The organism is Kribbella sp. NPDC023972, assembly GCF_040639075.1.
Lineage (GTDB): Bacteria > Actinomycetota > Actinomycetes > Propionibacteriales > Kribbellaceae > Kribbella.
The window spans coordinates 169,815-183,819 of the sequence record NZ_JBEZZH010000010.1; the positions used below are offsets into that span (position 1 = coordinate 169,815).

A 14,005-nucleotide genomic window follows, 5' to 3' on the forward strand; every position below is an offset into this window, starting at 1 on the left:
CCCAACCCATGAGCGTGGCAACCCTCGAAGGCAACAAGCCCGTCCCCGGTGACCAGCCCACTGACAAGGGCAAGGAGACCACCGCCACGGCGAGCACACGCCCGCAGTGGGCTGAATCGCTCGGCACGGTCGAGGACGACCTGACCGGCGGCTCCCACGAGGAACAGAAGGAAGCCGGCCGCGCGATCATCCGCATCGCCGTGGACCAGGGCGAGAAGCTGCGGGGCCCTGACAAGCTCACCGGCGACACGATGGCCGAGCACTTCGCCTGGTCGCCGCGCTGGTGGCGCGAACGCCTCCGCGAGGTACGCGAGGCCGCCGACTCCACCAAGCTGACCGTCGTCACCGACTCCCCGGCGAGCCCCTCGGCCGGCGCTCCGGCCGAAGCCGTCGCCACGGCGGATCTGCGAGCCGATGGCACGGAGGAAGGTGCCACCCGTGCCACGGAAGCTCTCGACGAGCGTGCCACCGGTGCCAATGGCAGGGATGGCAAGACCGTGGCAGGCGTGGCCAGCCCTCATCCGGCACCGGCGGCAAGCCCAGCCCCCACCACCGTGCCGTCCGTGCCGCCGACGCCACAGACGGGACCGGATGGCAGCACCGGCCACGCCGATCTTGCCGTGGCACAGCACACCGCCCGTGGCTCCCGTGGCACGAGCCAGGTCCCAGTCGGCCGGTCCGGCCACGTCCAGCACCCCGGCAGTCGCGGCGTGACCGGCAAGACCGGCACCGCCACGACCGGATTTGACCTTCACCCCACCGATGTCGCGCCCAGCACCTGGCCCGGGCCAACCGGGCCCGCCCAGCCCACCCGGAGCAGCGCGACAGGCTGGCCTGAGCGTGCCGCGACCGCCGACGCCGGCGCGCAGCCATACGACCCGCCCTCTACGGCGCCTCAGGCCCCCTCAGAGCCCGCACCAGCCTCCATCGAGGCAACCGCACCGCCCCGGTCCTTGCAGGATCGTGAAGAGGCGCCGGTGATCGTTCCCGACCCTTCACTCGGCCTGCAGGACCTCGCATCCGAACTGGCCGCAGCCTGGGGTGCCGGCGAGCAGCACGCACGACCGCGCCAGGCCCCTCGCGCCGTCCAGGGACCCGTAACCACGGACGTCGCGGTGGCAAGCCCCTTGCCAGCCACCTCAGACGAACCCGCGGCACCCTTGCCACCAGCTGACCGGACCGACACTGCGCCCTTGCCACCCACGGCGCCGCAGACCGCACCCAGCACCGAACTGTCCGCGGCCGGATCCCAGGCCGGTCCCGCCCTTGCCACACCTGCCGAGCGGCAGCAGCCGCGCGCCACGCCACCGGTCGCAGACGATGAACCGGCCATCGTGGCGAGCACGGCACACGCGAATGGCACGCTCGGCCAGGCGCAGCCTGCCGTGGCAAGCCACTCGGTGCCTGCCACCGAGATCACCGGCGCGGCCAAGCTCCAGTACGCCTTCTACGGAACCGCGTCGCTGTTCGCGCTCATCGGACAGGTGTGGGCCGCGCTCGACCACATCACCATCGGGGGCGGCTGGCCCACCTGGGTGCAGGCCCTCGCCATGGCGCCGGCGCTGGCGGTGATCGAACTGGCCGGTGTTGCCACCTCCCACCAGGCCGACCTGCGCCGCCGCCTCGGCGAGCAGGCCTACGGGTACCGGGCGCTGTCGCTCATGGCCGCGATGGTTGCCGCCGGCGTCAACCTGCTCGGCCATTGGGGCGAGTGGTTCCCCGCAGTGGGCTTCACCGGGCTGTCTGTCTTCGCGTACTGCAGCTGGCTGATGCAGTCGGCCGCACGGCGCCGCGATGCGCTCAGAGCGGCCGGCCAGATGGCGAACACGGCCCCGGTGTTCGGCCCGATTCAGTGGATCCGGCAGCCCAGACTGACTTGGCGAGCCCGCCTGATCGCCATCGGCGAGGGCCGCGGCCGCAGCGAATCGCTGCTGCTGGCCGCGGAGCGGATGCACCGCGAGACGCGCGACAAGGCGATCGCCAAGGCGGTGCAGAAGGTGATCAAGACACAGAAGAAGGACGCCAACGGCGCGATCATCGCCGCGGCGACGATCGATCCGGACACGCTGGCCACCGCACTGAAGGCGCGAACCGACTACGCCGCCTGGACCGACCACCTCAGCGTCGACCTGGCTCCACCGGTGCGCGACGCCGGCTAGCCAGACCCGACCGGGCGGCACGTCCGCCGGTCACGCAGGTACCTGTTCGATGGGCCCGAGCCCGCGGCATCACCGCGGTCGGGCCCATCGCATTTTCGGTCGTACGGGCGGGCGGACTGGGCCCAGAAGACGAGCTCATCACGGTCGAAACCGCCGGAAACAAAGGGCCAGCCGGCGGGACCAGTGGGAGGTGGGGGAGGGGCGGCGCTGATACCTCAGCGCCTCTCGCTTGCGCTCGAACGCGGCATCAGCGTAAGCAAATACACCAGCGATAGGCAAGCGCTACAGCTAGGCGAGGGCTATACCAGGGTTGGTATGGAACGAGGACTAGGCCAACGCCAGGGCTGACCTAGGCATCAGCGAGCGCTAGGCGATACCAGACATCCCGGGCGACTCCCGCCACGAACCGGCCCGACCCACCCGGGCCGCCGGAGCTGAAGCGAATTTTTCGCCCTGCTGCTCTGTCACAGACCGGCCCTTAAACCAGCCTTCTCCGGGTAACAGCACAGATCCCGAAGGAGAGGGCGGCCAATGGTGGCAGCGCAGTCCCCGCGGCGCCGCACGACCACAACGGTCGAGCCGGAAGAACAGACCTACCAAGGCCGCGAGATCGCCACGCCTCCGATGAACCACATCTCGGAGCGGCCGTGGATCGCCCAGGTCGTCGCCCTGGCCGGCCTGACCACCGCCGCCGGCGGCACCGCGCAGATCCTGGGCGCCGATGCCGTACAGATCGCCGAGACCGTCGCCGCCGGCCTCGGCCTTGCCACCGGCCGCGCGGTCCTGGGTCTGCGACGTAACCATCAGCGCCGCCGCGCCGCCGAGCTGGCCACCGCGATCTTCGACGAGACCAAGCTGCTGTGCGAGGTCAAGCTGCGCCGCTGGCGCGGAATCGTCTACCCCGACCCGACCCGGATCGTCGTCCGCTACCCCCTGAAGGTGAAGGTCGACCCCTTCTGGACAGCCGCCATGGTCGCCCTGTGCGAATCCAGGCTCGACATGTCCCTGGCCATCCGGAAACACGACCTGAAGCGCCGCCGGCTCGTTCTGACCCGCTCGGTTGCGCCCGTCGTCGACAAGCCCACCCTGCTGGAGCACCCGACCCTGCAGCGCGCGACCAGCCTGCTCGCCGAGCTCGTCGGCGCCGACGCCACCATCGAGCCCGACTGGGCCGACGAGGACAAGCAGCAGCTGCGCGCCGTCACGGTGCACCACCGGGCCTCGGCCAAAGTCGCCAGCCCGATGTACCAGGCCAAGGTCGAACGGATCTTGTCCACGATGCTGCCCGGCCGCTGGCGAACCCGCTGGAACGTGGAGCAGGACCACTTCGTGCTCGAGCAACGGCCCATCCTGGATCACTCCATTCCACGGCCGGTCGAACCGATCACCGACGCCAACCGGTGGCGGATCCCGCTGGCGATCGGCGAAGACGGTCAGCAGATCGTCTGGGAACCGCGAGACCAAAGCCACCTGCTGATCGTCGGTGCCACCAACACCGGCAAGACCGTCGCGATCCAAGGCGTCGCGGTCGAGGCAAGCCGCCGGGGATGGCGCGTTCGCGTGGTGGACCCCAAGGCTGTGGAGTTCCTCGGTCTGCGGGACTGGCCGAACATCGAAGTCGTCGCCACAGACCTCGAAGCACAGATGGCTGTCATCTACTCGACGTGGCAGCTGATGGAAGAGCGCTACGCCCAGATCGTTGCCGGCGAAGCGCACGAAGACGACTTCGAGCGCGTCGTCTTGATCGTCGACGAGTTCCGCGACCTGTTCGGGGCCGCCACCGAGTGGTGGTCACGCAACAAACCGACCGGCGCGACCGGCAAGTGCCCCGTCTTCGAAAAGCTGTTCTCGCTCGTGCGCAAAGGCCGGACCGCCGGCATTCACCTGGTCTTGGGAACCCAGCGACCCGACGCCGACTTCCTCACGGGCGAGGCGCGCGACAACTTCAAGGCACGCCTGTCGCTGGGCCGGCTCTTCCCCGACGGCGCCAAGATGATGTGGGACAGCTACCACGTCGGAGTCACCGCTCCCCGAAAGATCAAGGGACGCTGCACCGGCGTCGACGACGACGACAAGTACGTCGAGGCCCAGGTGCTGTGGACACCCGACCCCCGCAAGGCCCAGCACACCCAGAACCAGGCCGACCTGGAACTGCTCGAGGCCTTGTGGCCCGACGAGGTCACCTACCCGCGGATGCAGGTCGCGCTCGACGAGGAATGGCTCACCCGCGTCGACAGCAAAGGCCGGCCCCTGATCTGGGACGCGATCATCCACTCCTCCTTCGTGCCCTACGGCACCCTCCCCGACGCGCCAGAACCGGTCATCCCCGAACCCAGCTACACCGAGGTCGAGCCAGAAGACGACGGCTACGACCCACCCGAACCTGCCTCTGCCGAGGAACTCGAGGTCGGCGACCTGATCGAGCACGAGGACGAGTGGGTCGTCGTCGAAAGAGTCTTCAGCGACGGCGAATCGTTCGGGGTCGAATGGCGCGACGACAACGGCGACGGCGGAACCATCACCATCTCGGCCGAGGAAATGATCGAGCGACGCTGTCCGGCGCGCGAGGCCGCCAACGACGAAGCCGCCACGACTGCAACACCCCCAGCAGCAGAGGTTGAGATCGGCGACGACATCGACCTGGTCGTTCATGCCGCCGAGCTGATCGTCTCGACCCAGTTCGGGTCGACCGCGATGTTGCAACGCAAACTGCGAGTCGGTTTCGCCGAGGCCGGCCGGTTGATGGACATCTTCGAGAGCCGCGGTCTCGTCGGGCCCAATGAGGGATCCAAAGCACGAGACGTCCTGGTGAAGCCGGAAGACCTGGAAGAGTTCATAACCACCTTGCGAGGACAGTAACCGTGGCCCGAGCAAGCAGATCGCCGTGCCGCCCCGAGTTGGCGGCCGACGGCCACGCGGCTCCTTCCAGGCCCCGCGTCCCCCAGCGGCCGTACGGAGGCCCCGCCCTTCGCAGCGGTGGGTCCGCCATCCGCACATCAAGTAGTGAAACCGCCGCCCCCATGCGCGGTAACCATGTTGAACCTTCGCTCAGCGCTGCGCGGAGCCAGGCCAGCACGGCGAGTCCGGCTGATAGAGGCGCCAACCCTGAGCACGCACCAACGCCCGCCGACGACACCAATCCAGAGGAAGGCTGATGCGACGCAAACACCTACCGGCACTTGCCACCCATGGCGACGACCTGAGCCTTCCTGCGCTGACCGCGGCCATCCGCGGGTTCCTCGGGGACGACATCACCGTGCGCCCGCTGTGGAACTACGACACGGGCGTTCTCGAGGCCGTCGAGGTGCGCACACCGCAACCCATCGCCCAGATCCCGGGGATCCTCGACCAGCTGAGCACTCGAGTGTCAGCTCGGCTGCGCCAGCCCTGGATCTGCGACAGCGACATCGACGACCCGGCCGCGATCCGGATCGCGAAGGCCGACCAGGCAGCGCTCATCCAGGCGGGCCTGGACACGATCCGGCGCACTCTGACCGACGGAGCCGCCTCACTAGGCAATCCGCAGGTCACTCCCACCTATCGGCCAGACGGTGCACTTGACGCGATCAAGATCAGCTTCAGCGCCAGCCGGAAGGTCGACGACCACGTGCTGAGTGACTTCACCACCCGGGTGATGCCCGGCGAGTGGATTCCCGCGTGGACCGGCCCCGACACGCTCTGCCTGACGCCACTCGCCTGACAGCCCGTCCGGGCTCTCCCTCACGAATCACGAAGGACGACGCATGCACCTGCCACTCCGGATCGCCGCGCTCAGCTTTGCGCTGCTTCTCGCCGCGGGCTGCACCATCCCGATCGCGAACCCAGCAACCCACCCCAACACCACGCCGACCGCTTTGCCGACCAGCACACCTAGGCCCTCCACCTCGATCCCAGCGCCAGCTACACCCGGTCGCCCGACCGCCGAGCAGATCCGCGCCGGCGCCGCCGAATTGGCCGCGCTGACCACCGCCGTCCGCGGCCCCCGGGTCAAGGATCCGCGAGACCGGTTCGGGAGCGCATGGAAGGACGTCGACCACACCGGCTGCGACCAGCGCAACGAGGCCTTGGCCCGGGCTCTGCGCGATCGAGTCTTCCGCCCCGGCTCGACCTGCGTCGTTCAGTCCGGCATCCTCGACGACCCGTACTCAGGCCAGCCGATCTCGTTCCAGCGCGGCAGATCGCTGGTCGACATCGACCACGTCGTGCCGCTCGGCCACGCCATCCGGGTAGGCGCCGCCACCTGGACCCAGACCCAGCGTGAGCAGTTCGCCGGCGACCTCACCCTCGAGCTGATGCCGGTGTCGGCATCACTGAACCGGCAAAAGGGCGACGCTCCGCCCGACGGCTGGCTACCACCCAACAAGGACTACCGCTGCACCTACGCGCTGCGATGGATCGCGATCAAGGCCCATTGGCACCTGACGATCACCGCGACCGAGCGCACAACCCTGAGCCGACTCGTCGCAGGATGCCGCCCCACCCGGGCAACCCGATGACCGCCACGATCAGCGAGCTCGACCAGCAGCTGCTCGAGAACTTTGCCCCGGCCTGCGAGGGCTTCTACATCGAGCATCGCGACCCGCCGCAGGCCGAATGGATCATCCACTGGGTCTGCTGCCTACCCAGCTACCTGCTCACCTGCACCGGCTGCAAGGACACGTTCCTCGGCCTACCCGCTGACCTCCGCGTCGACCGCCCGGGCTACCAGCCCCCACAGACCGCGGCCCACCTGATCGAACCCCTCCACGGGAGACCCAGATGATCACCGACGGCTTCGTCCGGATCCCGGAGCACCAGCTGGCCCACGATCCCAGCGGCTGTCCCATCGCACCACGACACCCTGGCGAACTGGCCTGGGCCTACGAACTGATCGAACCCGGCACCCGCGTCTACGGCGTCGACGCCGACGCCGTCTTGGCGGCCCTCATCGACAACTACCCGCTCGGCGGACCCGAGACCGCCCGGGCCGCTGCCCGGACCCGTCACGCCATGTCGACTGCCCATGCCCTGACCGCTGCACGCGTCGCCGCCCATCGAGGCGCCCTGCCTGCCCGCCAGGACGAGGCGCTGCGAAACCCGGCGTGGGTGCCGCTCGCGTTGACGCTGTGGGACTGTGCGGTCACGCTGACCCTGGTCGACGTGGTGTACGCGCCATTCACCACCGCGCCCGCCCCGATCGGCAACGTCCGCTGGTTGCACAGCAGCGACGCCGACAGCTACCTGCTGTCGCTGTGCGAAGCCGGGGCAACGACCGCGTATCGGGCCGGCGTCAGGTGAGGTTGCTTCGCTAGTAGTCCCACACGATGCCGACGATGCGGCCCTGTGGCACGTCGATGCCCGAGAAGGTCCACCCGTACCGATGCCCGGTTCCGGGTTCGATGACGTTCTCGCGTGGGAGGTGGAAGCCGTCGGGGAAGTTGCCGATCGGGAAGGCCGCGCTCCTGAGTCAGCTCATCGCGACGGTCTCCATGACTTTTGTCCAGATCTGTCACAGACCGGCTCAAATCAGGGCCTTCTTCAGATAAGAGCCCCTCGCCGAGCGGGCGCCGAAGAAGGAGCAACACCACGTGTCAGGCCGGACACACCCGCTGGGGACCGTCGCGATCGGACTGGTCAAACGCGACATCGGGCTGGGCGACGCCCAGCTGCAGTCGATCGTGCACCAGCTCCGGCGCCAGGGAGCGACCGTCCCGGTAGACCAGGCCGATCACCTCCAGACCAGCCTGCGGACGAAGCTGCAAGCCGACCTGGACAGCGACCCCACGATCAAGCCCCAGCGGCGCGATGGCCTGCAGCGCCGGCTGACCGTCGCCCTCGACCGTCCGCTCGAACCCGCCCTGGCGTGGTCGCTGCATCAGCTGCGGGGGAGTGCGCTGCGCGCCCATGCAGCAATTCAATGGCGCCTGGCCGCCTTGGCGGCCGTCCGTGGACAGACCCTCGCCGAGACCACCGCCGAGTTCCAAGCGCTACGCGACCGAGCACCACGCGGACGCCAGCGGCGAGCCCCATGGGAGGAGCGGGCAACGACCTGGGGACTGCCACAAGACCCATCCACCCGGTACGCCTTCGACCAGCTGCGCCGATCCGCTGGCCCCCGGACGCCGCGGCGCCTAGTCACCGACCACCCCCACGCGATTCCTAAGTTCTCGGGCTTCCTGTTCGGCTATGACCCGATGTCCTGCCGCCTCGAGGTCCTTCAACCCGACGGCAGCGTGGCGCCGTTCCGGCTGGTGCCGCCCGACCTGGCCAGCGCACTGTCGAGCGGCGACTCGCGCCTGGCACTGACCCAGTTGTCCAGCCTCGCTCGCCACCGCTTCCGCAACCAGGTCGGAGCCGAAAGCACAGGCTTCGCCCTTCGGTGCCCGAACTGCGATCGCGCCACCGCGCTCGCCCACGTGTGCCCAGCCGCACCGCCCGTCCTGGCCGGCGGCCAGCTCGTCCAGGTCGCACACGCCGGCGCCACGCTGCGCACCATCGCCGCCGACGACGTCGCCCACCTCCTGGCCGCCGGGCATGTCGCGGAACTGCCCGTCCACATCACCTGCAGCAGCCCGATCGACACCGAGCCCGCGCCGCCCCTGCCTCACCCAGGCCCCGGCGTCGTCGACGGGATCGCAATCGTCGCGCTCGCCGACCGACCGCAGCTCACCCTCGACCGAATCGAGTGCTCCTGCATGACGTTCCGCGAAGCCCGCAACTGCGGCCACCTCACCATCGCCGGGCAACTGCTCGAGGCGCACCTCACCCCACCCGCCGACCCAGCCCCCGCACCCGCCGACCTGACGGCCTACCGGGCGGCCGCGGCACTCAACGCCGACAAGCCGACAGTCGCGCCCGATGTATCGACGTTCAACTACCGCGACGATCCGCTGCGCTTCGCGGCCGACTGCCGCGCTGCGCTGACCCGCCGCGGCGACGAGCACGGCGGCGTGCCCTTCCTGACCGCCACGCCCGCCATCTACGGATACGGCGAGAACCGGCCCTTCGGCATCGAAGTGGAGTACTCGACAGGCCGCCTCGCCGATCCGGGCCACGCCGACGACTGCCTACCCGGTCTCAACCTCGGCGAGGTCGAGACCAGCCACTACCTCGCCGGCCACGGCTGGCAGCACGGCTACCGGCAGACCCACACCAACGCAGCGGGGGAGGAGGCCAGCGCCACAGAGATCCTGAATGCACACATCGGCAAAGCCCTGCACGACCACGGGATCTTGAACGACCCGGCCATCCAGAACTACGGAGCAGCCAAGGACAGCGGCTACAGCCAAACGGGCTGGATCTTCGAGACCGACGCCACCGTCGCGGGCGAGATCGTCTCACCGATCCTCAGCGACACCCCCCAAACCTGGCGCGACCTGGCCACCATCTGCGCCCAGGTCACCACCCAGGGGGCAGCCGCGGAGGGAGCCGGCTGCCACGTCCACGTGGCCGCCGCCGATTTCGCCACCAACGCCGCCGCCATCACGAGTCTGCTGCGGCTACTGCTCGTTGCCGAAGACGACCTGTACCGCATGGCCTCCAACCCGCACACCAGCTCCCGGATCGCACAGTTCTGCCGTCCACCACAGCAACCACCGGCCCTCGGGTTCAGCGCCGTGACCGAGGCGCTCGAAACCAGCACTCACGCCTCGATGGTCAGCTTCACCGACATTCACCCAGACGACCCGCAACCTTCCCATCTGGAGTTCCGCCTGTTCGACGCCTCACTGCAGCCCGGACGCATCCAGGCCCAGGTGAAGCTCGCCCTGGCACTGACCGGCTACTCGGCCCACCACGCGATCTCGCCGTTGGAACCCCGCAACCGCCTCGGCGCCGGCACGCACCGGCGGAAGGTCCTGCGCTCGTCGGGTGAGTGGTTCGACCCCGTCACGACCGCCCCGATCCGCCACCTCATCGACCGGCTGTTTCGCCGCGACGACGACAAGCGGCAGATCGCTGCCCTCTGGGCAGTCAGCACCTACCAGGACAACCCGACCCCGGAGATGCGATGAACAACGACAACGACAACGACCTGCTCGACCTGCTCAAAGTGCTCCTCGGCGCGGGCGCCGTGATCGCGCTGTTTTGTCTGGGGCCGGGCAGCTTCCGCACCGACGTCGCCGGCTGGCTCACTCAGCACCGCCTGCTCGTCGAACATCCCGTGATTCCCCTCCCAGGCCTGAGCGGCATCGGGCTCGACGCGGCCCGCCTGGTCGTCCTGGCCGGCCTGCTGATCATCGCCGGCGCACTGACCTGGATCGCCCTGCGCACCCGCAAATCCCATCACTGACCTGTCGAAAAGGAGGACCTCATGGCCAAGCCCCGAAACCTCAAGAAGACCGCACTTACCGAGGAACAGACCGCCATCAAGCGCAGGCTCGACGACAAGATCGGCGCAGCGCTGGCCGCTGGCCAAACCGTCCCGTGCATCCTCAATCCAGGTCCGTACGACGGAATCGGCTCCGAGCGCGACCTCATCGAAGCTGCCCAACGCTGCGGTGAATGCCCGGCGTTCACCGAATGCGCGGCGTGGAAAGTCGCCGGCAAACTGACCGGAGGTCTGGTTGCCGCGGGCGAACGTGTCTGAGCCCACCCACGCCGCATCGCCCGGTACCTGGCAGGTCCGACCCTCCCAGGTACCGGGCCTCGTCGACGAGATCGTCGCCCCGGCCCGACAGCGCCCGATCCTGCTGATCACACCGGCCGGCACCCGCAGCGGGCCACGGATTCACCCCGACCAACTCCCGCCGCACATCCAAGGCCTGGCCGATATCCGAATACTCGCTTCGAGCGCCGCTGTGCTGCGACTGTCCGACCTGCTACCCAAAGGACTCCGGGTGTACGGAGGGGCGGCCCGGATCTACTGGCCGCAACTGTCGCTGTCGCACGGCCCTCAACAGCACCCGGTCATCTTGGCGTTCGAGGACACGGACCCAGCCGTCCCGCTGGCACAGATCACGGACGCGCTTGAAGGATGGCAACCTGCGGCGGACCAGGATGGGTGGGGGAGCGAGCCGAGCACGGTCCGCGGACAGAAACTGCGCCGCCTGCACCGAGATCTTTCGCGCGCCCAAGAAGACACGGCTCGAGCAGAACGCCGCGCCGAGGCCGCGGAGCACCGAGCCGACGCCGCCGAGCGCGAAGGATGCCGCCTGCGCCATCAGCTCGAGCGGCTGCAGGCCGAACATGCGCAACTCACCGCCCCGCCAGTGCCGGTGTACGCGGATCCCGTCCGCCAGCTGCGTCATGAACTCCACCTGTGCTGGCTCGAAACGGTGCCCGAGCCCGAACGTGGGCAGGCCCCACTGCGGGACTTCACGGTCGGCGCTGACTTGATCGCCTCACTGGACATCGATCTGGTGCCCCGGGCCCGGATCATCCGCGTGATCGTCGATGTCCTCACCGGCGCCGTCTACACCCATCCCGGCCGCGCGACTCATCGCCACCGTGTCTCAGCGGCACCCGGATCCGCTCCGATGACCCGCGCCGACCGCGCGACCGCCTGGCGCTGCGCGGTGAAGACGAATGCCCCTGCGGCCGCCCGCCTGTTGTGGTGGCAGCTAGATGACGGGTCGATCGAACTGGACCGCGTCATCCGTCACGAGTGATACCCGCGAGAAAGTCGGTCGATCTGCATACCGGCCTCCGCAGCGGCCATCTCCTCGATGAGACGAGCCTCGAAGAGCTCTACGGCGAGGCCAACTCTTGGATCGCCCTAGGCATGAGGCTCAGGTCGGCGCCGAGGGGCACGACGGTGAACAGTTTGCTGACGGCGGTCATGCTGATGGTGGTCGGCTTGAGAGCTGGCAAAGAGTTGCTGAGCGGAAGAATTCTTTGCAGTCCGACGCGAGCAGCGGCTTGGTCGAGTCGGATGAGGTGATCCGGACCGGAAGAATAGGTCTCGCCGACGACGAGCAGCACGACCTTTCCGAGGCCGATCGACTCCGAGGCGTTGATCGGTCCCTCTCGGACACTGAATCCACAGGGTTTGCCGGCTTGGTCAAGCAGGACCCGTGAGTCTCCGCGTAGCGCGAGAGCGTATGAGGGGACATGAGGCTCAGCCGGCTCGACGTACTCGGTTACGCGCGCCGCGTACACGCGAACACCCTTGGGCGTGCCGGCTTGGTCGGTGTCGAACCGGCGAAAAAGCATCGTCCTGCTGGCGTCGGTGCCCAGCACCCCAGTGCCACGCGCGAGGCCGAGCAGCAGCGTCACCCACACGGCCCAGTCCCCGAGGTGCAGGAGAGTCTTTCGCGTGACGGGATCGCCAGTCTCGATGAGCTCCATCATCTCGGTCCGCTCGTGGAGGACACTGGTCGCCTTGTTGTGCGGATAGCAAAGCGCCGTCCGAAAGCGAGCGAGGTCCTCGCGGTCGGGATCGATACCGAACCGGTTCCAGAGAGTCTGCGGGACGATGTGTTCGACGGTCAGGTCGTCGAGCGCGCCGCAGATCAGACACTCGCTCGAGCTGGCCACTGGGGCCCTGCGGATCTCGTCCACTGCTGTCTCCAACCACTCAACGGTGTTCCGTGAACAGATGTGCTGCGCGTCCGCGGATTTGAGCTGCCAGGTACGCAGCAGTACTCGGTAGCTTCTTCAGTCCGCCGGCAATTTCCAGAATTGCTCGCGGTCGCGCGCCCTGCAGGTGATCAGTCCTTCACCCGAAGTGCTTTACGGCAGACTTTCTCGAAGTGATCGCTCGCTGCGTGAAGGCGGATCACAGACGGATAGTCGGCCGCGAGGGCCTCCATTGGGTCCGAGCCGGCTTGTCGAAAGTCTGGGCGATCCTCGCCGAGATTGAACTTCAAGCCCTCGTCGGCTTCCAGAAGCTCGAGCCAGGCCTCTCGGACGGCGCTGTGGGCGATGAGCCGCATCCGTGCGGTTGTCTGATCTGGCACCCGCTTCAGTTCATCGCGTTGCGTGTGTTCTCGCGCCGTCCCGGAGGTGCTGTACGGCTCCACTAGCGAGCGCAAACTTTGGCGGATGAAGTGGACGTGCAGCATGGCCTCTGCATAGAGAACCATGCGCTCCTTGCGCAGCATCGTCCGATCGGCGAGGCGCCCCTGCAGCAAGGGAGCGACCAGCGAACCGAGGAGGGCACCGGTCAGTGCGATAGCTGCGCCTAGGACAACGGCGGCATCCACCCCGACATCGTAAGCCGTGGGCGGGGGGACTCGCGCGCCGGCAGAGGGCGGTGTCAGCCAGCGCCGTCGTTATCTTGAGCGGGAGCGTTTCGAGTTCTCGAGCATCGCGCCACCACGGCGCTAATTGGTCGAATGTCTGGCGAAGCTCCTCTCGCGCAGGGGTTCTAGGCGGAGCCCTCGTACACCGACCCGACGTGCGCTCGGATGTACATCTCCAGGCTCGGGAGCTGGTCGAGGTCTCCAGGGCTCAGGTAGACGTTGGCGCGGTCGAGGTTGGCGTGCATCCATGCATGCACCGTGCTGGCGTCCAGGTGCTCGACTCCTAACCACGGCCACAAAAGCTGGTACTTGACCAATGAACGGGCCAACGTCGACGGGGCAGCCGTCGCGGAGTAGTGCTGGTAACGGAAGCGATTGTTGGAGCTGGCGCTGACCCGGCCGACCTTAAGGACTCGGCCGGGTCCCGCGGGGCAGTCGACATGTCCGGCGAGCGCGAAGACGTAAACGGCGCCATGGCCTGAGGGGAGGTCTCGGCGCTGTTGGTGTGGTGCGCGCAATATCTCGACCTCGTACGTCATCAGTGGCATGCCGAACGCGGCCACTGCTGCATCGAAGCTAGCGAGTGCGGGACGCAGGTTAGCGAACGCCATGCCTCGCAACGTACCGCCGGGCTTGACTTGGTGTCTGTTCGCCCACCATCGGGCCCGGTGACACATTGCCGTG

The 14,005-nt window shown here is 68.2% G+C and carries 13 protein-coding genes; 10 read left to right on the forward strand and 3 right to left on the reverse strand.

The annotated features are described in order from the left end of the window. Positions 1 to 8 precede the first annotated feature (8 nt). The 10 genes from AB0F43_RS31760 (at position 9) to AB0F43_RS31805 (ending at position 11,746) form a co-directional block, all read left to right on the forward strand. A complete protein-coding gene (locus AB0F43_RS31760) occupies positions 9 to 2,159 on the forward strand; it encodes a hypothetical protein (protein ID WP_360485199.1) in 2,151 nt (716 codons plus the stop codon). 531 nt (positions 2,160 to 2,690) lie between these two features. After that, the gene (locus AB0F43_RS31765; RefSeq protein WP_360485202.1) at positions 2,691 to 5,018 is read left to right on the forward strand and encodes a DNA translocase FtsK; all 2,328 of its coding nucleotides are present in this window, start codon (positions 2,691 to 2,693) and stop codon (positions 5,016 to 5,018) included. A 295-nt stretch (positions 5,019 to 5,313) separates the two neighbouring features. Continuing rightward, a complete protein-coding gene (locus tag AB0F43_RS31770) occupies positions 5,314 to 5,859 on the forward strand; it encodes a hypothetical protein (protein ID WP_360485203.1) in 546 nt (181 codons plus the stop codon). A gap of 43 nt (positions 5,860 to 5,902) precedes the next feature. After that, the gene (locus tag AB0F43_RS31775; protein WP_360485206.1) at positions 5,903 to 6,655 is read left to right on the forward strand and encodes an HNH endonuclease family protein; all 753 of its coding nucleotides are present in this window, start codon (positions 5,903 to 5,905) and stop codon (positions 6,653 to 6,655) included. Then, the gene (locus AB0F43_RS31780; protein ID WP_360485209.1) at positions 6,652 to 6,921 is read left to right on the forward strand and encodes a hypothetical protein; all 270 of its coding nucleotides are present in this window, start codon (positions 6,652 to 6,654) and stop codon (positions 6,919 to 6,921) included. Before AB0F43_RS31775 ends, AB0F43_RS31780 begins: the two co-directional genes overlap by 4 nt. Further along, positions 6,918 to 7,436, forward strand: coding sequence for a hypothetical protein (locus tag AB0F43_RS31785; RefSeq protein WP_360485212.1), 519 nt, complete (start codon positions 6,918 to 6,920; stop codon positions 7,434 to 7,436). Before AB0F43_RS31780 ends, AB0F43_RS31785 begins: the two co-directional genes overlap by 4 nt. Positions 7,437 to 7,726: 290 nt before the next feature. Then, a complete protein-coding gene (locus AB0F43_RS31790; RefSeq protein WP_360485214.1) occupies positions 7,727 to 10,150 on the forward strand; it encodes an amidoligase family protein in 2,424 nt (807 codons plus the stop codon). After that, positions 10,147 to 10,428, forward strand: coding sequence for a hypothetical protein (locus tag AB0F43_RS31795; RefSeq protein WP_360485217.1), 282 nt, complete (start codon positions 10,147 to 10,149; stop codon positions 10,426 to 10,428). The genes AB0F43_RS31790 and AB0F43_RS31795 overlap by 4 nt, the downstream gene beginning before the upstream one ends. Before the next feature lie 21 nt (positions 10,429 to 10,449). After that, positions 10,450 to 10,725 carry a hypothetical protein gene (locus AB0F43_RS31800; RefSeq protein ID WP_360485220.1) on the forward strand — a complete coding sequence of 92 codons (276 nt, stop codon included), beginning with the start codon at positions 10,450 to 10,452 and terminating at the stop codon, positions 10,723 to 10,725. Between the two features lie 325 nt (positions 10,726 to 11,050). Beyond that, complete coding sequence (locus tag AB0F43_RS31805; protein WP_360485223.1) at positions 11,051 to 11,746, forward strand: hypothetical protein; 696 nt, start codon at positions 11,051 to 11,053, stop codon at positions 11,744 to 11,746. Between the two features lie 79 nt (positions 11,747 to 11,825). On the opposite strand, the gene AB0F43_RS31810 is transcribed toward AB0F43_RS31805, so the two are convergent. The 3 genes from AB0F43_RS31810 to AB0F43_RS31820 form a co-directional block, all read right to left on the reverse strand. Next, positions 11,826 to 12,638, reverse strand: coding sequence for a hypothetical protein (locus tag AB0F43_RS31810; protein WP_360485226.1), 813 nt, complete (start codon positions 12,636 to 12,638; stop codon positions 11,826 to 11,828). A 149-nt stretch (positions 12,639 to 12,787) separates the two neighbouring features. Further along, complete coding sequence (locus AB0F43_RS31815; protein ID WP_360485229.1) at positions 12,788 to 13,282, reverse strand: hypothetical protein; 495 nt, start codon at positions 13,280 to 13,282, stop codon at positions 12,788 to 12,790. A 164-nt stretch (positions 13,283 to 13,446) separates the two neighbouring features. Beyond that, on the reverse strand, positions 13,447 to 13,932 hold the full coding sequence (locus tag AB0F43_RS31820; RefSeq protein WP_360485231.1) for a hypothetical protein: 486 nt from the start codon (positions 13,930 to 13,932) through the stop codon (positions 13,447 to 13,449). Positions 13,933 to 14,005: the final 73 nt, after the last annotated feature.

Coding starts and splice junctions, on each gene's coding strand:
- AB0F43_RS31775 (WP_360485206.1), top strand. CDS start 5,903: ATGCACCTGCCACTCCGGATCGCCGCGCTCAGCTTTGCGCTGCTTCTC.
- AB0F43_RS31760 (WP_360485199.1), top strand. CDS start 9: ATGAGCGTGGCAACCCTCGAAGGCAACAAGCCCGTCCCCGGTGACCAG.
- AB0F43_RS31820 (WP_360485231.1), bottom strand. CDS start 13,932: ATGGCGTTCGCTAACCTGCGTCCCGCACTCGCTAGCTTCGATGCAGCA.
- AB0F43_RS31765 (WP_360485202.1), top strand. CDS start 2,691: ATGGTGGCAGCGCAGTCCCCGCGGCGCCGCACGACCACAACGGTCGAG.
- AB0F43_RS31780 (WP_360485209.1), top strand. CDS start 6,652: ATGACCGCCACGATCAGCGAGCTCGACCAGCAGCTGCTCGAGAACTTT.
- AB0F43_RS31800 (WP_360485220.1), top strand. CDS start 10,450: ATGGCCAAGCCCCGAAACCTCAAGAAGACCGCACTTACCGAGGAACAG.
- AB0F43_RS31785 (WP_360485212.1), top strand. CDS start 6,918: ATGATCACCGACGGCTTCGTCCGGATCCCGGAGCACCAGCTGGCCCAC.
- AB0F43_RS31795 (WP_360485217.1), top strand. CDS start 10,147: ATGAACAACGACAACGACAACGACCTGCTCGACCTGCTCAAAGTGCTC.
- AB0F43_RS31770 (WP_360485203.1), top strand. CDS start 5,314: ATGCGACGCAAACACCTACCGGCACTTGCCACCCATGGCGACGACCTG.